Source organism: Pseudomonas sp. (assembly GCF_049301935.1).
Lineage (GTDB): Bacteria > Pseudomonadota > Gammaproteobacteria > Pseudomonadales > Pseudomonadaceae > Aquipseudomonas.
Genome location: NZ_JBAQLP010000050.1, coordinates 1 through 18176 on the forward strand (window position 1 = coordinate 1; position 18176 = coordinate 18176).

The 18176-nt window shown below is 61.0% G+C and carries 15 protein-coding genes; 6 read left to right on the top strand and 9 right to left on the bottom strand.

Annotated features, from left to right (window positions below; translation table 11 throughout):
• Positions 1-124: 124 nt before the first annotated feature.
• The 4 genes from betI to WA145_RS06680 all read right to left on the bottom strand — a co-directional run bounded on the left by betI (position 125) and on the right by WA145_RS06680 (position 3246).
• Complete coding sequence (betI, locus tag WA145_RS06665) at positions 125-715, bottom strand: transcriptional regulator BetI (RefSeq protein ID WP_422580816.1); 591 nt, start codon at positions 713-715, stop codon at positions 125-127.
• Positions 716-944: 229 nt separating this feature from the next.
• Positions 945-2309 carry a DNA repair protein RadA gene (radA, locus tag WA145_RS06670; protein ID WP_422580817.1) on the bottom strand — a complete coding sequence of 455 codons (1365 nt, stop codon included), beginning with the start codon at positions 2307-2309 and terminating at the stop codon, positions 945-947.
• 331 nt (positions 2310-2640) lie between these two features.
• Entirely contained in the window at positions 2641-2919 is a 279-nt protein-coding gene (locus WA145_RS06675) for a YdcH family protein (RefSeq protein WP_422580818.1), read from the bottom strand.
• 84 nt (positions 2920-3003) lie between these two features.
• Positions 3004-3246: a YdcH family protein gene (locus WA145_RS06680; RefSeq protein WP_422580830.1), complete on the bottom strand. Its 243-nt coding sequence runs from the start codon at positions 3244-3246 to the stop codon at positions 3004-3006.
• 134 nt (positions 3247-3380) lie between these two features.
• Between WA145_RS06680 and WA145_RS06685 the strand changes: the two genes are divergently transcribed.
• Both WA145_RS06685 and mscL read left to right on the top strand, forming a co-directional pair.
• The gene (locus tag WA145_RS06685; protein WP_422580819.1) at positions 3381-4127 is read left to right on the top strand and encodes an EAL domain-containing protein; all 747 of its coding nucleotides are present in this window, start codon (positions 3381-3383) and stop codon (positions 4125-4127) included.
• 67 nt (positions 4128-4194) lie between these two features.
• Positions 4195-4608, top strand: a complete 414-nt coding sequence (mscL, locus tag WA145_RS06690) for a large-conductance mechanosensitive channel protein MscL (protein ID WP_422580820.1) — start codon at positions 4195-4197, stop codon at positions 4606-4608.
• 257 nt (positions 4609-4865) lie between these two features.
• On the opposite strand, the gene WA145_RS06695 is transcribed toward mscL, so the two are convergent.
• From WA145_RS06695 to WA145_RS06710, 4 genes are all read right to left on the bottom strand, one after another.
• A complete protein-coding gene (locus WA145_RS06695; protein WP_422580821.1) occupies positions 4866-5726 on the bottom strand; it encodes a glycine betaine ABC transporter substrate-binding protein in 861 nt (286 codons plus the stop codon).
• Between the two features lie 224 nt (positions 5727-5950).
• On the bottom strand, positions 5951-6895 hold the full coding sequence (locus WA145_RS06700) for a choline ABC transporter substrate-binding protein (RefSeq protein WP_422580822.1): 945 nt from the start codon (positions 6893-6895) through the stop codon (positions 5951-5953).
• Between the two features lie 30 nt (positions 6896-6925).
• Complete coding sequence (locus WA145_RS06705; RefSeq protein WP_422580823.1) at positions 6926-7807, bottom strand: ABC transporter permease; 882 nt, start codon at positions 7805-7807, stop codon at positions 6926-6928.
• Positions 7800-9005 carry a quaternary amine ABC transporter ATP-binding protein gene (locus tag WA145_RS06710; protein WP_422580824.1) on the bottom strand — a complete coding sequence of 402 codons (1206 nt, stop codon included), beginning with the start codon at positions 9003-9005 and terminating at the stop codon, positions 7800-7802. The genes WA145_RS06705 and WA145_RS06710 overlap by 8 nt, the downstream gene beginning before the upstream one ends.
• Before the next feature lie 979 nt (positions 9006-9984).
• Here WA145_RS06710 and WA145_RS06715 point away from each other — a divergent pair.
• Both WA145_RS06715 and WA145_RS06720 read left to right on the top strand, forming a co-directional pair.
• Positions 9985-11364, top strand: coding sequence for an L-serine ammonia-lyase (locus WA145_RS06715; protein ID WP_422580825.1), 1380 nt, complete (start codon positions 9985-9987; stop codon positions 11362-11364).
• A 414-nt stretch (positions 11365-11778) separates the two neighbouring features.
• Positions 11779-12882 carry a GlxA family transcriptional regulator gene (locus WA145_RS06720; protein ID WP_422580826.1) on the top strand — a complete coding sequence of 368 codons (1104 nt, stop codon included), beginning with the start codon at positions 11779-11781 and terminating at the stop codon, positions 12880-12882.
• A 435-nt stretch (positions 12883-13317) separates the two neighbouring features.
• Here WA145_RS06720 and gbcB read toward each other — a convergent pair whose 3' ends face one another.
• On the bottom strand, positions 13318-14421 hold the full coding sequence (gene gbcB, locus WA145_RS06725; RefSeq protein ID WP_422580827.1) for a glycine-betaine demethylase subunit GbcB: 1104 nt from the start codon (positions 14419-14421) through the stop codon (positions 13318-13320).
• A 348-nt stretch (positions 14422-14769) separates the two neighbouring features.
• Between gbcB and gbcA the strand changes: the two genes are divergently transcribed.
• Positions 14770-16074: a glycine-betaine demethylase subunit GbcA gene (gene gbcA / locus WA145_RS06730; RefSeq protein WP_422580828.1), complete on the top strand. Its 1305-nt coding sequence runs from the start codon at positions 14770-14772 to the stop codon at positions 16072-16074.
• A gap of 966 nt (positions 16075-17040) precedes the next feature.
• On the top strand, positions 17041-18018 hold the full coding sequence (locus WA145_RS06735; RefSeq protein WP_422580829.1) for a dipeptidase: 978 nt from the start codon (positions 17041-17043) through the stop codon (positions 18016-18018).
• The last annotated feature ends 158 nt before the right edge of the window (positions 18019-18176 follow it).

Consider the following 18176-nt stretch of genomic DNA (forward strand, 5'->3'; position numbering starts at 1 on the left):
GGAGCGGGCTTGCCCGCGATGCTTTTGAGTCAGCAAGAGATCGCGGGCAAGCCCGCTCCCACAAAAGCTGAGCATGCCCACAGCGGTCTATCCAGCCATCGTCTCGGTTGAAGGTGGGAGAGGTTTACCTCGCCTTGGCCAATTGCAGGTCGAGGTATTCGTAGGCGATTTCAATCGCCTGGCGGGTGTCGAAGCCTTCGCCGGACAGCGCCCCGCGTAGCCACAAACCATCGATCAAGGCCGCCAGGCCACGGGCAGCGGTGCGCGCCTGCTGCTGCGGCAATACCCGGCAGAATTGCCCGCACAGGTTGGAATACAGGCGCAGATCATTGACCCGCTGCAAACGCCGCAGCGCCGGCTGGTGCATGCTGGTGGCCCAGAACGCCAGCCAGGTTTTCATCGCCGGGCCGTTGACCTGGCTGTCATCGAAGTTGCCTGCAATCATCGCCCGCAGGTGTTCGCGCGGCTGATCCGGCGGCAGGCAGGCGCGGCGTGCGCGCACGGCATCGCTGAGCGCCTGCATCAAATGACGCATGGTGGCGTCGAGCAGGCCGTTCTTGTCGCGGAAATAGTGGCTGATGATGCCATTGGAGACCCCGGCGATCCGCGCGATATAGGCAATGCTGGCATCGCTCATGCCGACCTGATCAACCGCTTCGAGGGTGGCCGCGATCAATTGCGAGCGGCGGATCGGTTGCATTCCGACCTTGGGCATCTGCTTCTCCATCGATGGGGGGCGTCCCCGGAATGCGCGCAGTCTAGGCCGGTTATTATTGAACGATCAATCAAACAAGGCGTTCCAGGGATGACCTGTCGGTCAGGTATATAGCCTGGCGCAAGGGGCGATGCGGCTAGTTGCCGGCTTTGGTGTCGCAAGTATCGCGCAGCTATCCAGCGCAGATCAGGCCAAAGCCCGCCGGCTGCGTGTAAAGCTCCGTGTTTGGCTACTCAAACAGCGCATCCAGCGCCTGCTCCAGGCGTGTTACGGCAATCACCTGCAACCCTGCTGGCGGATCTTTCGGTGCATTGCCCTTGGGCACGATGGCGCGCTTGAAACCGTGCTTGGCCGCCTCTTTCAGGCGTTCCTGGCCGCTGGGCACCGGGCGGATTTCGCCGGACAAGCCCACCTCACCAAACACCAGCAGGTCATGCGGCAGCGGCTTGTTGCGCAGGCTGGAGATCACCGCCGCCATCAGCGCCAGGTCGGAGGCGGTTTCCAGCACCTTGACCCCACCGACCACATTGAGAAACACGTCCTGGTCATAGGTGGGAATGCCGCCATGCCGATGCAGCACGGCCAGCAGCATGGCCAGACGGTTCTGGTCCAGGCCCAGGGTCACCCGGCGCGGGTTGCCCATATGGCTGGTGTCGACCAGCGCCTGCACTTCCACCAGCATCGGCCGGGTGCCTTCCCAGGTGGCCATCACCACGCTGCCGGGGACTTCCTCCTGGGCGCGGGTGAGGAAGATCGCCGAGGGGTTGGTGACCTCTTTCAGGCCCTTGTCGGTCATGCCGAACACGCCCAGTTCGTTGATCGCGCCGAAGCGGTTCTTTACCGCCCGCAGCAGACGCAGACGACCATCGGACTCGCCCTCGAAATACAGCACGGTGTCGACCATATGCTCGAGGACGCGCGGGCCGGCCAGGGCGCCTTCCTTGGTCACATGGCCGACCAGGAAGATCGCCGTGCCGCTCTGCTTGGCAAAGCGCACCAGCAGCGCCGCACTCTCGCGCACCTGGGCGACGCCGCCGGGGGCCGATTGCAGCTGTTCGGTAAAAATGGTCTGGATCGAGTCGATCACCATCACCTTGGGTTTTTCCAGGCGTGCGGTGGCGATGATGCTTTCGATGCAGGTTTCGGTCATCACCTTGAGCTGGTCTTCCGGCAAGCCCAGCCGGCGGGCGCGCATGGCCACCTGCTGTTGGGACTCCTCACCGGTGACATACAGCGCGGGAAAGCGCGTGGCGATAGCGCACAGGGTTTGCAGCAGAATGGTCGACTTGCCGATGCCGGGGTCGCCGCCGATCAACACCACCGAGCCGTCCACCAGGCCGCCGCCCAGCACGCGGTCCAGCTCACCGGAGGCGGTGGAGAAACGCGGCACTTCCTCGACGCTGACCTCGGCCAGGGTCTTGATCTGCACCTGCTCGCCCGCCCAGCCGGAACGCCCGCTGGGGGTGGCGGCATTGGCTTCGAGAAGGGTTTCCACCAAGGTGTTCCAGGCCCCGCACTCGCCACACTGGCCAGCCCATTTGGGGAAGGTCGCGCCACACTCGGTGCAGCCATACATGCGCTTGGCCTTGGCCATGTCGGACTCCTATAAACGCTGAGCCCGGATCATACGAAATAACTGGATATATTTACAGTCATGCTCCTTTGGAACCTGTTACGGCTCTGGCGAGCTAGAGTCCGGCAAGGCGCTAGGAGCCTGTCGGACTTAACACTGTTCTACTGCGGAAAAGCCGGATTTGGCCATTTTTGCTGCTCTTGCTCGTTAAATAGCCCGCTATTCGCCTCGAAAGACCAACAAAACTGACTCAAACCGGGCTTGCTCTCGCTACGAACGGTCAAGCCCGACAGGCTCCCAGGCGACTACCAGTCTTCGGCTGTTTTTAACGCAGCAGAGCGTAGCCAGGTTCTCAGGATTTGCAGCCATTGCCGCAGCCACAACACTGCCCGGCAGCACGTTTGAGTCGGCGCGCGAGATCATCCTTGATGCCGACGCGCTCCTGCTTGAGCGCCAGTAGCGCATCGTCAGCCAACAGTTCGCTGCCTGCTTCGATCCGACAGATGCGCTTATCCAGGGTTTCGTAGGCGTCGGCCAGGCGGGCGAAGTCGGCATCGCCCACGCGCAGCGCATGCAGCGAGCCGCGCAGTTCGGGGAAATCCTTGATCAGCGGATGATGGTCAATATGCATGCGGGCACTCCTCGGCGATAGTCACTGCTTGCAGACTATCCCCTGAGCCGAGGCCAGCACTTGACCCGGATCAAGCACACGCCATTAAGCGGAGCTGCCCAGCAAACCGGCCAGCTCGTCCTTGAGGCTGACGCGTTGCATCTTCAAGCCGAGCAGCAGCAACTCATCCATGGCCACCCGACCGCTCTCCGCCTCATAGATGCGCTTGTCGAGTTCTTCATACTCCTCGGCCAGGCGGGTGAAATGCCCATCACGTGACAGTAAGGTGTGCAGCTGCGTCCTCAACTCGGGAAACTCGCGGTGCAGTGGGTGATGTTCCAGTGGCATATCGGCATCCTCATGACTGGTGTGCATTGAGCCTAGTCCAGTCGTGCCGGCTCTGCCGAAACGCCCAGGAACACGAACGCCAGGCAACTTCTGCTATCGTTGGCAGAGGCTACAAATTACGAAGAGAACTGCTTATGAGTACAGCATCAGGATGTTCGGCTTGTCGTGACGGCCAGGGGTTGGGTTTCCCTATCAGCATGGCCTTCCAACCCATTATCAATATGAACACTGGGGATATATTCGCCCATGAAGCGCTGGTGCGCGGTACCGCGGGCGAGTCAGCCGGTAGCCTGCTGAGCAAGCTCAACGCAGATAACCTCTACCCCTTTGACCAGGCTTGCCGGATTACCGCTCTGGAATGGGCCGCCAAGCTGCAGGTGCCGGCCATGGTCTCGATCAACTTTATGCCCAACGCGGTGTACAAGCCCGAGACGTGCATCCGTGCGACCCTGGAGGCCGCGCAGCGCTTCAACTTTCCGCTGGAGCGGATCATCTTCGAGGTCACCGAGCAGGAGCAGGTGCTGGATATCGACCACCTCACCAGCATCCTGCGTGCGTATCGCAAGCAAGGCTTTATGACGGCGATTGATGATTTCGGCGCAGGCTATGCTGGGCTCAACTTGCTGGCCGACTTTCAGCCCGACCTGATCAAGCTGGACATGCAGCTGATCCGTAATATTGACCAGGACGGCGTGCGGCAGATTCTGGTCGAAGCCGCCCTGCAGATGTGCCGCAAACTGAATATCCGGGTGATTGCCGAGGGCATCGAAAGCCTTGGCGAACTGCAGGCATTGCGCGACATGGGCGTGGAGCTGTTTCAGGGTTACCTGCTGGCCAAACCGGGTTTCGAGTCGCTGCCCGAGGTCAATTACCCGGCCTGAGTAGAAGCGGGCAAGCGGCGTGCACTGGATTACACTCTGTGCAACCTCACCTACCAGGGAACGCAGCATGAGCATACTCAGTGAATTCAAAGCCTTTGCGGTCAAGGGCAATGTGGTCGACATGGCCGTGGGCATCATCATCGGCGCGGCCTTCGGCAAGATTGTCTCGTCCTTTGTCGGCGATGTGGTGATGCCACCCCTGGGGGTGCTGATTGGTGGCGTGGATTTTTCCGAACTGGCCATCGTGCTCAAGGCTGCCGAGGGCGATGCCGCCGCAGTAACCCTGGCCTACGGTAAATTTATCCAGACTGTGCTCGACTTCCTGATCGTCGCCTTCGCCATCTTTATGGGTATCAAGGTGCTCAACCGGCTTAAGCGCGAGGAAGCCGCCGCCCCCGCCGCGCCAGCCGCCCCGACCAAAGATCAGGAGCTGCTCAGCGAAATTCGCGACCTGCTCAAGGCCCAGCACGGCAAAGAGTAGCTGCCGTATACAGGGTAACCGGCCCGCCCCGCCGATGTTGAGCGCCCTCAGGCAATCTCGTTGAAGCACCCGGCAGCCTCCTGGCTGCCGGGTCTCGCCGGCCTCGCTTACGCTTGTCAACGGCCTGCTAGCCCCGTGGTCAGCCGCAGCGGTCAGGCCAAAATCGTCCAGGTATGCGCACAAAAAAATGCCAGTCAGCTTGCCTGACTGGCATTTGGTACGCGTGCGCTTCTACATAACAGAAGCGCTGCCGTGGCTTATTTCAGCCACTCGGCGACGCGCTCTGGGTTTTTGCTGATCCAGTCTTTGGCGGCGTCTTGCGGTTTGGCGCCTTCGCGGATGGCGAGCATGACGGCGCCAACTTCTTCACCGCTCCAGGCGAATTTCTTCAGGAAGGCAGCGGCTTCGGGGGCTTTACTGTTGAGGCTGGGGTTGGCCACGGTGTCGACATGCTCCTCATCGCCGAAGACTTTTTTCGGGTCTTCGAGGAAGCGCAGCTTCCATTTGGCGAACATCCAGTGCGGAATCCAGCCGGTGACGACGATGGCTTCCTGGTCCTTTTCGGCGCGGGTCAGGGCGGTGGCCATGGCCGGGCCGGAGCTTGGCATCAGTTTGATCTCGGTCAGGCCGTATTGCTTGATTGCGTCTTCGGCGCGGCGCATCACGCCGGCGCCGGCGTCGATGCCGGTGATCTTGCCGTCGAAGTCTTCGGCGTAGGTTTGCAGGTCGGCAATGCTTTTGGCGGCGACGTAGTCAGGCACGATCAGGCCGATTTTCGCGCCAGCGTAGTTGGTGCCGAGCACTTCGACCTTGTCTTTGAGCTTTGCAAAGTATTCGCCGTGGGTGGCGGGCAGCCAGGCGGAGAGGGTGGCGTCGAGGTCACCACGGGCTACGCCCTGCCACATGATGGCCGGCTCTACGGGCTTCAGTTCGACCGTGTAGCCGAGTTTGCTCTGCAGGACTTCACCGGCGACATGGGTGGCGGCGACGCTGTCGTCCCAGCCGTTGACGTAGCCGATTTTCAGGGTGGCTTTGTCCGCCGCCATGGCGGCGCTCATGCCGAGGGCCAGGGCGGCGACGCCGAGGCTTTGCAGGCAGCGGTTCTTCAGGTTGCGCATAGGGTGTGCTCCGTCAGTGAGAGTTGCAGTTCAGTGAGTTACTGGCGCGTTCTTCTTGCGGGCCTAGCTGGGTAAAACATGTTGCTGTTGCAGTTGTGTGCAGGAGCCGTGAGAGAAATCGCGGCTGCAGCAAACCCGGCGATGGCCGTATGGCCTCGCTGGTGCGCTGCTTAACGGGCCATCAGACGCGCCACCCACAGGCCACTGGGGCGGCGCGCTGTGGCTTACAGGCCGAGGTGTTTTTTCACCGCGGTAACGCCGTCCTGGCCGTCATAGGTGGTGACGCCGGCCAGCCACTGATCGAGGATCGCCGGGTTGGCTTTGATCCACTCTTTAGCGACTTCGGTTGGGTTCTGTTTATCCAGGACCTTTTCCATCAGCTGGCTTTCGATCTCCACGGTGAACTGCAGGTTGTTCAGCAGTTTGCCGACGTTGGCGCAGCGCGCTTCGTAGTCCGCCGGTACTACGGTGTAGACCTGGGCGGCGCCGAAGTTCGGGCCGAACACGTCATCGCCGCCTTCCAGGTAGGTGATGTCGAACTGGGTGTTCATCGGGTGCGGCGCCCAGCCGAGGAAGACCGCCGGTTCGTTCTTCTTCACCGCGCGTTGCAGCTGCACCAGCATGCCGGCTTCGCTGGACTCGATCATCTTGAAGTCACCGAGGCCGAACTGGTTGCTCTTGATCATGCCCTCGATCAGCAGGTTGCCGTCGTTGCCCGGCTCGATGGCGAAGATCTTGCCGCCCAGCTGGTCTTTGAACTTGGCGATGTCGGCAAAGCTTTTCAGCCCGGCTTCGGCGGCGTAGGTCGGCACCGCCAGGGTGTATTTGGCGCCTTCAAGGTTGGCTTTGGGCAGCACTTTAACGCCGCCATCCTTGGTGAAGGGCTCGATCACGGCGTCCATCGAGGGCGCCCAGTAGCCGAGGAATACGTCGATCTGGCCTTTCTGCACGCCGGTAAAGGCGATGGGTACGGAGGCCATGATTTTGCGGGTCTGGTAGCCCAGGCCTTCGCTGAGGGTCATGGCGACACCGGTGGTGGCGGCGATGTCGGCCCAGCCAATTTCGGCGAAACGCACCATCTTGCAACTCTCCGGCTCCTGCGCCCAGGCGCTTTGCAGCATGGCCATGGAGAGCAGGCCGACACCTGCGAGCTGTTTAAGCGTTTTCATCTGCGATTCCCTGTGATGGTTAAATTTAGATTACTGGCGTTGCAGCTTGCCGCTGAACCAGCTGAACAGACTGCTGCGCTTGGCGGTTTGCGGGGTACCGAAACTCTCGGTGATGCGGTCGAGAATGATCGCCAGCAGTACCACGGCCATGCCGCTTTCGAAGCCCAGGCCGATGTCCAGGCGCTGGATGCTCGCCAGTACATCGTTACCCAGGCCGCCGGCGCCAACCATTGAGGCGATGATCACCATCGACAGGGCCATCATGATGGTCTGGTTGACCCCGGCCATGATCGACGGCATGGCGTTGGGCAGCTGGACCTTGAACAGTAGCTGACGCGGGGTGCAGCCGAAGGACTGGCCGGCTTCGATGATCTCTTTATTCACCTGGCGGATGCCCAGGTTGGTCAGGCGTACCGCCGGTGGCATGGCGAAGATCACCGTGGCGATAATCCCCGGCACGCGGCCGAGGCCGAACAGCATGGCGGCGGGGATCAGGTAAACGAACGCCGGCATGGTCTGCATAAAGTCGAGGATCGGCCGAATGATGGTCGCCACCCGCTCGCTGCGCGCGGCCCAGATGCCCAGGGGGATGCCGAGCAACAGGCTGATCAGGGTGGCGGAGAAGGTCAGGCCGAGGGTCACCACCGTCTGTTCCCAGAAGCCGGTGAGCACGATCAGCACAAAGGCCACGGCGGTGAAGATGGCGAACTTGTAGCTGATGCGCCACAGCCCGAGGCCGACGAAGATGGCGATCAACAGCCAGGCCGGCGGTAGCATCAGCAGCCATTCGATGCCTTCGGAGAAGCCGTTAACCACGGCGCCGACGCTGTCGAAGCCCTCGCTGTAGTTGTCCAGCAGGTGCTGCACCATGTCATTGACCCAGCTACCCAGGTCGAGCTGTTTCTCACTCATGGGACTCTCCCTGCAGGCGCGTCAGCAGGCGCCCCTTGCTGATGGCGCCGCTGTAACGGCCATTGCTGTCGACCACCGGGATCGGCCCTTCGTTGTCCACCAGGCGTTCAATCACCTGGTCCAGCGGCAGGTCTTCGGGGATCGGTTTGATTGACTTGAGCACCTGGCCGTCGAGGCCGCAGGTGCCGCCGCCCTCGACCAGCAGGGCGATCCGCTCCAGGCTTATAGAGCCCTGAAAAGTATTCTGCTCGTCGACGATAAAGGCGTAGTGCTTGTCCAGCGCCTGCAGCTCCTGGCAGACCTTCTGTGCATCCGGTGCGCGGCCGTTGTGCACGTAGATCGGCACGCTATCGGCCATCAACTGGCCAGCGGTGAGGTAGCGGTTGGTGTCGACGGTGTTGAAGAAGTTGCGCACATAATCGTTGGCGGGGTTGTCGATCAGCTCCTGCGGGGTGCCGACCTGTACCAGTTTGCCGCCTTCCATGATGCCGATGCGGGTACCGATGCGCATGGCCTCTTCGATGTCGTGGGAGACGAAGATGATGGTGCGGCGGTCGGTCTTCTGCAGCTCCAGCAGCACGTCCTGCATCTCGCGGCGCTTGAGTGGGTCGAGGGCGGAAAACGCCTCGTCCATGATGATCATGGACGGGTCGACCGCCAGGGCGCGGGCCAGGCCGACGCGCTGTTGCATGCCGCCGGACAGCTCATGCGGCATCTTGTGCGCAAAGGTGTCCAGGCCGACCTGCTTGAGTACCTGCATGGCGCGCTCTTCGCGCACCTTTTTGCTCTTGCCGGCGACTTCCAGGCCGAATGCGGCGTTGTCCAGCACCGTGCGCGAGGGCATCAGGGCGAAGGACTGGAAGACCATGCTCATGTCACGGCGGCGCAGGTCGATCAGCTCCGCCTTGGGCATCTTGGCAACGTTCTGCCCGTCGATGTAGACGTTGCCGCCGCTGGGTTCAACCAGGCGGTTGATCAGCCGAATCAGGGTGGATTTGCCAGAGCCGGACAGGCCCATCAGCACGAAAATCTCACCTTCCTCGACGCTGAACGACACGTCGCTGACGCCGATAACCGCGCCTTTTTCCGCAAGAATCCGTTCCTTGCTCCAGCCCTGCTTGAGCAGGTCGATGGCTTCTTGTGGCTCTGCGCCGAACACCTTGTAGAGGTTTTCGACGACTATTTTTCCAGACTGCATGGGATGATTCCCCTTCAGTAGACATCCAGATCAGTGCTGCGGAACCGGGCGTGCGCCAGCTGGCGTACGTACGGTGATGCCGACTGTTCTTGCCTGTGTGGGTTTACTGGGTTCCGGGGTTGGGGTCGTGCCTTGCCACGCAACACATTCAGGGTCCTCAGGCACACCCGCTGCAACGTTCCGCTTGCCTGGTGGGCAATGGACGCTATGCGGGCGTACTGTCGAGTCAACCTTGCTGTGCCGTGCTGCAAACCGCGCTCCAAACCCTCTGGCAGTGTTACGAAGTCCCATCCTTGGGTTTTACCCACCTCGACCCGAGGTGCGCGTACATCCGAAATTTCTTGTTGGGCTGGCACCCATTACGTGGTGAGCCAGCACTTATCTATTCTTCGGTCCGGGGCTGTGGGCACCCGGTCTGTCGACCCTGCTCAGGCGACAGCGACGAAATCGGCTGACTCAACGATATAGTCTTCGGCTTGCCGCAATTGTCGGTTTGCGACCCTGACGTGTTACGCGGCGACATAGCCTTTGACTAAAAAAACCATAACAGACTTTTCCGCCCCTTGGCCAAGGCTGCAAGCCACACCGGCCATGGTTTGCAGCCCTTGAGTCGGCCGCAGGTGCGATGAGCTGGGAGCTGCGCGCTGTTCGAAAAAAATGACAAATTAATGCCCGCTGACGCGATTTCCGGCGGTTTTTATTAATTGATTGTTCAGTTTTGTTACGCCTTGTCCCTATTGCGTGTTGCGAGGCGATAACCCGCGGGTTGGGTCGGGCGGCGTTCCGTTGAGAAGCGCAGCGAAGCCCAACGAACTCTGCCAATGCCTGCTGGGACCGGGCTACAGAAACCTATGCGCCATCGATCCGCCGTGTGGATAAGCCGCTGACGGATTTAGGCATGGGCGGGTCGGTGTGGGGCGACGCTGGCGTGGGGAAATCCTGATCATGCCTGCATGTAGCAATCGTGCAGGAGAGTGTTGTGGCTATCAGCGTGTTTGACCTGTTTAAGATCGGCATTGGCCCGTCCAGTTCGCATACCGTCGGGCCGATGCGCGCGGCGGCGCTGTTCAGTGGTGCCTTGGCCGAGCGGCGTTTACTGGAACGCAGCGCACGGGTGCAGGTGCGCCTGTACGGTTCGCTGTCGGCCACCGGCGTGGGCCATGGCAGCGACCGCGCGGTGATCATGGGGCTGATGGGCGAGTGGCCGGATCAGGTCGATCCGAGCAGCATTGAGCCGCGTATCGCCGAGCTGTTGGCCAGCGGCCAGTTGCAACTCGGCGGGCGCGTCGGCATCGCCTTCGACTGGCCGCGTGACATGCTGCTGCTGGACGAGAACCTGCCCTATCACCCTAACGCCATGACCCTTAGCGCCTTTGCCGCCGATGGCAGCCTGCTGCACGAAAACACCTATTACTCGGTGGGCGGCGGTTTTGTGGTGGACGCCGAGCAGGCCGCCAGCGGCCAACTGGATCAGGATCACACCGTATTGCCCTACGACTTCAACAGCGCCGAAGAGCTGCTGCGCCTGTGCCAGGAACACGGCCTGCGGGTTTCCGAATTGATGATGGCCAATGAGAAGGCCTGGCGCAGCGAAGCAGAAATCTGCAGCGGGCTGATGCGCCTGTGGCAGGCCATGCGCGAGTGCGTCGAGCAGGGCCTCAAGCATGAAGGCATCCTGCCCGGCGGGCTGAATGTGAAGCGCCGCGCGGCCAAGCTGCACCGCAGCCTGCAGGAAATGAGCAAGCCCAATGTGATCGGCTCGACCTTGAGCGGCATGGAGTGGGTCAACCTGTTCGCCCTGGCGGTCAACGAGGAAAACGCCGCCGGCGGGCGCATGGTCACCGCGCCGACCAATGGCGCGGCGGGGATCATTCCGGCAGTGCTGCATTACTTCGTGCGCTTCAGCCCGGCGGTCAGCGAGGCCAATGTGGTGGACTACCTGCTGGCAGCAGCGGCCATCGGCATTCTGTGCAAGAAGAACGCCTCGATCTCCGGCGCCGAAGTCGGCTGCCAGGGCGAGGTCGGTTCGGCCTGCGCCATGGCGGCGGCGGGGTTGGCGGAGATTCTCGGGGCAACCCCCGAGCAGGTGGAAAACGCCGCGGAAATCGGCCTGGAGCACAACCTCGGCCTGACCTGCGACCCGGTCGGCGGCCTGGTGCAGGTGCCGTGCATCGAGCGCAACGCGATTGCCGCAGTGAAGGCAATCAATGCCGCGCAGATGGCCTTGCGCGGTGATGGTCAGCACTTTATCTCGCTGGATCGGGTGATCCGCACCATGCGCGACACCGGCGCCGATATGCATGACAAGTACAAGGAAACCTCGCGCGGTGGGTTGGCAGTTAGCGCTGTTGAATGTTGACGTGCACGCTCAGGTAGCTGTGCACGATTGCGGTGCATGGCTGTTTGGCGCCGCAGAACAGGGCAGCGCAACGCTGCTGAATAGGGACTGATCGTTGGTTCGTTACCGCGGTGTTTTTACCCTGCGTAGCGAGGTGACAAAGCACCGGTCCGGCAGTGCTACCGAAATGCTCAAACGCCCGTCAAACGGGCGTTTACAGTCGTAATCAGAATGCTTCTGTCGCTCCTGCCAACGCCTAGTGGCACTAGAGTCGGACGAGCGCCCATATTTTTAATTGAACGCCTAATCAATTTAGGCATGGCCTTTGCCTTGTGCTGGCTATCGATCTGGCGTTGTGCAGTCCCAGAACCATAAGAAGAGCCGTCCTACGAGGGGGCTCACTACCGTGCTTTGCTTCGCGTGAGGGTTTACCTGATGTCACAGTTCACTCAAGGGGCACAACCCCAGAGCCGTGCGCCGCAGTCCATCGGCTTTCTGTTGCTCGAGAATTTCACCCTGATTTCCCTGGCGTCGGCCATTGAACCGCTGCGCATGGCCAACCAGCTGTCCGGCAAGGAGTTGTACCGCTGGCATACCCTGACCCAGAGCGGCCTGCCGCTGTGCGCCAGCGATGGCTTGCAGATCACCCCGGACGCCAGCCTGGCCACTGCGCCGCGTCTGGATGCGGTGATCGTTTGCGGCGGCGTGGATATTCAGCACAGCGTCACCCGCGAGCATGTGCAGTGGCTGCAAAGCCAGGCCCGCCATGGTGCGCAGCTCGGCGCGGTGTGTACCGGTAGCTGGGCGCTGGCCAAGGCCGGGCTGCTGGATGGCTTCGATTGCAGCGTGCACTGGGAATGCCTGGCCTCGATGCAGGAAGCCTTTCCGCGTGTGGCCGTCAGCACCCGTCTGTTTTCGATTGATCGCAACCGTCATACCAGCTCCGGCGGCACCGCGCCGATGGATATGATGCTGCACGTGATCGGCCGCGAGCATGGCCGCGAGTTGGCGGCCGGGATTTCCGAGATGTTTATCTACGAGCGCATCCGCAACGAGCAGGATCACCAGCGCGTGCCGCTCAAGCATATGCTCGGCACCAACCAGCCGAAGCTGCAGGAAATCGTCGCGCTGATGGAAGCCAACCTGGAAGAGCCGATCGACCTGGATCAGCTGGCGCTGTATGTCGATGTGTCGCGCCGCCAGCTGGAGCGCCTGTTCCAGAAGTACCTGCACTGCTCGCCGTCGCGCTACTACCTCAAGCTGCGCCTGATTCGCGCGCGTCAGCTGCTCAAGCAGACCAGCATGTCGATCATCGAAGTGGCCTCGGTCTGCGGTTTTGTCTCCACCCCGCACTTCTCCAAGTGCTACCGCGAATACTTCGGCATCCCGCCGCGCGACGAACGCGCCGGCCAGCAGGGCGGCCATGTGGTGGCGCTGCTGCCGATACCGGAAGACCTGATGCGGCCATCGCCATCCTCGGCCATGGCCGCGCTGACGCGGGCACAGGGGGAGTCGACCTTTGCCAGTGTCAGGCTCTAAGTCGTGCTGAATACCCTGTAGGAGCGGGCTTGCCCGCGATCCAGTTCAGTCGAGAAATATCGCGGCCAAGGCCGCTCCTACAGGTCGAGGGCATATCCGCGATTGCGAGCGCAGAGCGTAGGGTGGATGACACTTTTCTCATCCACCGGTGTGATCGCCGAGCGGTGGATGGGTGAAGCGTCAGCTAGGCGCCGCCATCCATCCTGCTAAAGCCAGCCTGGCCGCTCAAACAAAAACGCCGCACCGGCCTTGAAGGCGAGTGCGGCGTTGTGCTGTGTGGTGTGGCTGCAAGGGCACACACCATCCTTGGGCGCGCTGCAGTTCGTAGGGTGGATGGCGCTTTACCCATCCACCGATGCCGCGCGGTAATGGTGGATAAAAAAGGCGTTATCCAGCCTACGGGTTTGGTCCTCTTGCGGGCTTCCTTCGAGTGCCTCAGTACTCGATCGCCACATCCCCCTGCGGCACGCTGCAGCACGAGAGGATATAACCCTCGGCCACGTCTTCATCGGTGATCCCGCCGTTGTGTTCCATGCTCACTTCGCCGGCGGTTTTCAGCACCTTGCAGGTGCCGCAGATGCCCATGCCGCAGGCTTTGGGAATATGCAGGCCGAGCTTGGCGGCGGCCGCATGCACGGTCTCGCCGGGGTCGACGCGAATGCTCTTGCCGGTGCTGGTAAAGGCCACCTGATGCTGATCGGCGGCCGGCACCGGGTCGGCTTCGGCCGCTTCGGCGGCGAGTTCCTTGACCTCTTCGCGTACATCCGCTGGCGTGGCGCCAAAGGATTCCTCATGGTAGTGCTGCATATCAAAGCCATTGGCTTCCAGCAGGCGTTTGACCGCATTCATATAGGGCGTCGGCCCGCAGCAGAAAATTTCCCGCTCCAGGTAATCCGGGGCAATCAGCTCCAGCATCTTCTGGTTAAGGTAGCCGCGATAACCGGCCCAGGCCTCGCCCAGGCCGTGTTTCTCGCAGATCACGTGCAGGCTGAAGTTGTTGATCCGCGCGGCCATATGCTCCAGCTCGCGGTGGTAAATGATGTCCTTGGGCGAGCGCGCGCTGTGCACGAAGACCATATCGACATTGCCGTTGGTGTCGTAAAACCAGCGTGCCATCGACATCACCGGAGTAATGCCGACGCCGCCACTGAGGTAGAGCACCTTGTCGGCGGGAAAGTCGATGGCATTGAACAGCCCGACCGGGCCGTGTACCGGCAGCTCCTGGCCTTCCTGCAGGTTGTCGTGCAACCAGTTGGAGACCTTGCCGCCCGGCACCCGCTTGATGGTGATGGAGAAGCTGTAGGGCACCGAGGGCGAGCTGGAAATGGTGTAGGAACGCATCACCGGCTGGCCGTCGATTTCCAGTTCCAGGGTGACGAACTGCCCTGGCTTAAAGAAGTACAGCACCGGCTGATCGGCCATAAAGCAGAAGGTGCGCACGTCCCAGGTTTCCTGGATGACTTTGACGCAGCGCACCATATGCCGACCGTTGCTCCAGGTCTGGGTGGTAACCGGGTTGAGGAAGTCGTTCGTCGTCATGGACGTCTCTCCGCGCGGCCGGACATCGGCCTTGTATGGGCGGATTGTGCGCACTGGCGGAAGGGCTCATTTATCTGCCAGCGACATTTACATGCTTATCGCGACCTGCCGCGCAGGCCCTGGATTGCCGCGTCGGAAACGGATGTGAGCATGTCGCCCATAGACAAGGTTTGGCCCACGCCCAGCGCCACACTCGCAGCCAGCCGAAGCAAAAGGTCACGAGCGAATTCCTCTTTCATCCAGACGCCATCGGCAGGCGCAGAACGGGGCAATGACGCCACCTTGCGTGATAACCGATTAGCCACTTTTTCGCTGGCCGCTGCTGCGTCCAGCCATGAGGATCTACCGATGGACTGCACCCATACACCGCTGAGCACCCTGAGCCTGGGCGACCCACTGGAGCCCGCACGCAAGGCCACCGCCGAGATGTTGCAGAGCCGCGAGCGTACCTTCTCGCTGCCACAGCCGTTCTACAACGACGAGCGCCTGTTCCAGATCGATATGCAGGAGATCTTCCACAAGGAATGGCTGATCGCCGGCATGACCTGCGAGATCCCGGCCAAGGGCAATTACCTGACCCTGCAGATCGGCGACAACCCGATCATGCTGATCCGCGGCGCCGAGGGTGTGGTGCACGCCTTTCACAACGTCTGCCGGCATCGCGGCTCGCGCCTGTGCACCAGCGACAAGGGCAAGGTGGCCAAGCTGGTCTGCCATTACCACCAGTGGACCTATGAGCTGGACGGCCGCCTGCTGTTCGCCGGCAGCGAGATGGGGGCGGATTTCGACCTGAATGACTACAGCCTCAAGCCGGTCAACTGCAAGGTCGCGGGCGGCTACATCTTTATCTCCCTGGCGGAAAATCCGCCGGCCATCGACGACTTCCTCAGCACCCTGGCTCACTACATGGAGCCCTATGACATGGAAAACACCAAGGTGGCGGTGCAAACCACCTTGCTGGAAAAAGCCAACTGGAAGCTGGTGCTGGAGAACAACCGTGAGTGCTACCACTGCAATGGTTCACACCCGGAACTGCTCAATAGTCTGCTGGAGTGGGATGACGTCACCGACCCGCGCGCCACCCAGGCGTTCAAGGATCAGGTCAGTGAGTGCACCACCCGCTGGGACAAGGACAAGATCCCTTATGCCCACGCCAGCTTCGGCCTGCGTAACCGCATCGTGCGCATGCCGCTGCTCAAGGGCACCGTATCCATGACCCTGGACGGCAAGCAGGGCTGCCAGAAACTGATGGGCCGCATCACCGACCCTGACCTGGGCTCGATGCGCATCCTGCACCTGCCGCATTCGTGGAATCACTGCATGGGTGATCACCTGATCGTCTTCACCGTCTGGCCGATCAGCGCCCAGGAAACCATGGTCACCACCAAATGGCTGGTGCACAAGGATGCCGTGGAAGGTGTCGATTACGACGTGGCGCGCCTGCGCCAGGTGTGGGACGCCACCAACGACCAGGACCGTCGCCTGGCCGAAGAAAACCAGCGCGGCATCAATTCCACCGCCTACCAGCCCGGCCCGTACTCGAAGACTTACGAGTTCGGCGTGGTTAATTTTGTCGACTGGTACAGCGAGCGTCTGCTCAACAACCTGGGTGCCGCCCCCGCGCCCTACTTGAGGGGCGTTGCGGCCGAGTAACGGGGGCTGGCGGGTTGGTCGCCCGCCATAACGGCTCCACACTGAGGCCCTAGCGGCCACCTTGTTACCCGCGGCTTGCCGCGGGTTTTTTTCAGCCCCCGCCTATTTGCGCCATTAACTGCACACAAGTGTTACCGCTCTGCCAAAAGCGGAAACACAAACGAGTAGCAGCACCCCAAAATTGTGACTGTCTGCGTCAGCAAGGCTGCCTGTATTTTTATATATTATTGATTTTAAAGGGTTTTAAAAAACTGGCATGCCGAATGCTTTGTGTATTGCACAAAAACAACAACAAGCATCAGCAGAAATATCGTCTCGACTCAAGGCACAACAAAAACAAGATTACCCATGGGTCGCAAACAGATTTTTTTGGAAAGGGTATGTGATTCGGGTTTTCCCGCAACCAGGCCGATAAGAATAAAACTACCTTGAGGTAGCTCGGTGTGCCGGTTGGATCATTGCAGTGGTTTAGGCGATGGCGATGGCTGTATCAGCAACCAAAAAAATACGTTTGCCCTTGATTCCAGTTGGAATCACCGAAAGCGATAGCCGCAATAGAAAGCGATAAAAACAACAATAACAGTCGCCTAATAATAAAAATAAAGCACACATCCAATTAGAAGGGGAGCCTAGGCTCCCCTTTGTGCTTTCTGCGTTTCCGTCACCCTTTACCCCCTCTCGACTTCTCGACCTCTCGGCAATGCAGTCGGCTGGCCGCACATTCGGCGGCTTATCCATAGGCGACTCGGCTTTGACGCTTTCGGCAATACCCCGGTCGTTTTTGCACCCGGTCGCCCGAGCCCTCGGGGATATGCTCAGTCCAAAGCGCCAACAACGGGTTTGGCGATACAGCTAGCGGGCATGCCCGCCTCCCTCATCCGGCGCTCGCGCCACCTTCTCCTGCAGGGAGAAGGGCATCAGGAAGGCGTCGCTGCGCGACTTTCACTTTACATAGGGGACTGCCTGATGAGCCCAGCCGAATTACACGCCGACAGCATCGTTATTGACGGGCTGATCATCGCCAAGTGGAACCGCGAACTGTTCGAGGACATGCGCAAAGGCGGCCTGACGGCGGCCAACTGCACCGTGTCGGTATGGGAAGGCTTTCAGGCCACGGTGAACAATATCGCCGCCAGCCAGAAGCTGATCCGCGACAACAGCGACCTGGTGATGCCGGTGCGCAGCACCGCCGACATCCGCAGGGCCAAGGCCCAGGGCAAGACCGGCATCCTCTTCGGCTTCCAGAACGCCCATGCCTTCGAGGACCAGATCGGCTATGTCGAGGTGTTCAAGCAGCTCGGCGTGGGCATCGTACAGCTGTGCTACAACACCCAGAACCTGGTCGGCACCGGCTGCTACGAGCGTGACGGTGGGCTGTCCGGCTTCGGCCGCGAGATAGTCGCCGAGATGAACCGCGTCGGCATTATGTGCGACCTGTCCCACGTCGGCAGCAAGACCTCGGAAGAGGTGATTCTCGAATCGAAAAAGCCGGTCTGCTATTCCCACTGCTTGCCGTCTGGCCTGAAAGAGCACCCACGCAACAAGTCCGATGCAGAGCTGAAGTTTATCGCCGACCACGGCGGCTTTGTCGGCGTGACCATGTTCGCCCCCTTCCTGGCCAAGGGCATCGACTCGACCATCGACGACTACGCCGAGGCCATCGAGTACGTGATGAATATCGTCGGCGAAGACGCCATCGGCATCGGCACCGACTTCACCCAAGGCCACGGCCAGGACTTCTTCGAGTACCTGACCCACGACAAGGGCTACGCCCGCCGCCTGACCAGCTTCGGCAAGATCATCAACCCGCTGGGCATCCGCACCGTCGGCGAGTTCCCCAACCTCACCGAGACCCTGCTGGGGCGCGGCCATTCCGAGCGCGTGGTGCGCAAGATCATGGGCGAGAACTGGGTGCGCGTATTGAAAAACGTATGGGGCGAGTAAGCCGATGGGCCGCTCGGAGGGTTAAGCCTGCGGCCCACCCTGCGCAAGCGAACCGAACACCTTCGTAGGATGGGTTGAGCACAGCGATACCCATCACGCACTAACACCAGCGAATTCTGGAGCACTGAACATATGGCCACCCACGCACCCGAAATGCC

Coding starts and splice junctions, on each gene's coding strand:
- betI (WP_422580816.1), bottom strand. CDS start 715: ATGCCCAAGGTCGGAATGCAACCGATCCGCCGCTCGCAATTGATCGCG.
- radA (WP_422580817.1), bottom strand. CDS start 2,309: ATGGCCAAGGCCAAGCGCATGTATGGCTGCACCGAGTGTGGCGCGACC.
- WA145_RS06675 (WP_422580818.1), bottom strand. CDS start 2,919: ATGCATATTGACCATCATCCGCTGATCAAGGATTTCCCCGAACTGCGC.
- WA145_RS06680 (WP_422580830.1), bottom strand. CDS start 3,246: ATGCCACTGGAACATCACCCACTGCACCGCGAGTTTCCCGAGTTGAGG.
- WA145_RS06685 (WP_422580819.1), top strand. CDS start 3,381: ATGAGTACAGCATCAGGATGTTCGGCTTGTCGTGACGGCCAGGGGTTG.
- mscL (WP_422580820.1), top strand. CDS start 4,195: ATGAGCATACTCAGTGAATTCAAAGCCTTTGCGGTCAAGGGCAATGTG.
- WA145_RS06695 (WP_422580821.1), bottom strand. CDS start 5,726: ATGCGCAACCTGAAGAACCGCTGCCTGCAAAGCCTCGGCGTCGCCGCC.
- WA145_RS06700 (WP_422580822.1), bottom strand. CDS start 6,895: ATGAAAACGCTTAAACAGCTCGCAGGTGTCGGCCTGCTCTCCATGGCC.
- WA145_RS06705 (WP_422580823.1), bottom strand. CDS start 7,807: ATGAGTGAGAAACAGCTCGACCTGGGTAGCTGGGTCAATGACATGGTG.
- WA145_RS06710 (WP_422580824.1), bottom strand. CDS start 9,005: ATGCAGTCTGGAAAAATAGTCGTCGAAAACCTCTACAAGGTGTTCGGC.
- WA145_RS06720 (WP_422580826.1), top strand. CDS start 11,779: ATGTCACAGTTCACTCAAGGGGCACAACCCCAGAGCCGTGCGCCGCAG.
- gbcB (WP_422580827.1), bottom strand. CDS start 14,421: ATGACGACGAACGACTTCCTCAACCCGGTTACCACCCAGACCTGGAGC.
- gbcA (WP_422580828.1), top strand. CDS start 14,770: ATGGACTGCACCCATACACCGCTGAGCACCCTGAGCCTGGGCGACCCA.
- WA145_RS06735 (WP_422580829.1), top strand. CDS start 17,041: ATGAGCCCAGCCGAATTACACGCCGACAGCATCGTTATTGACGGGCTG.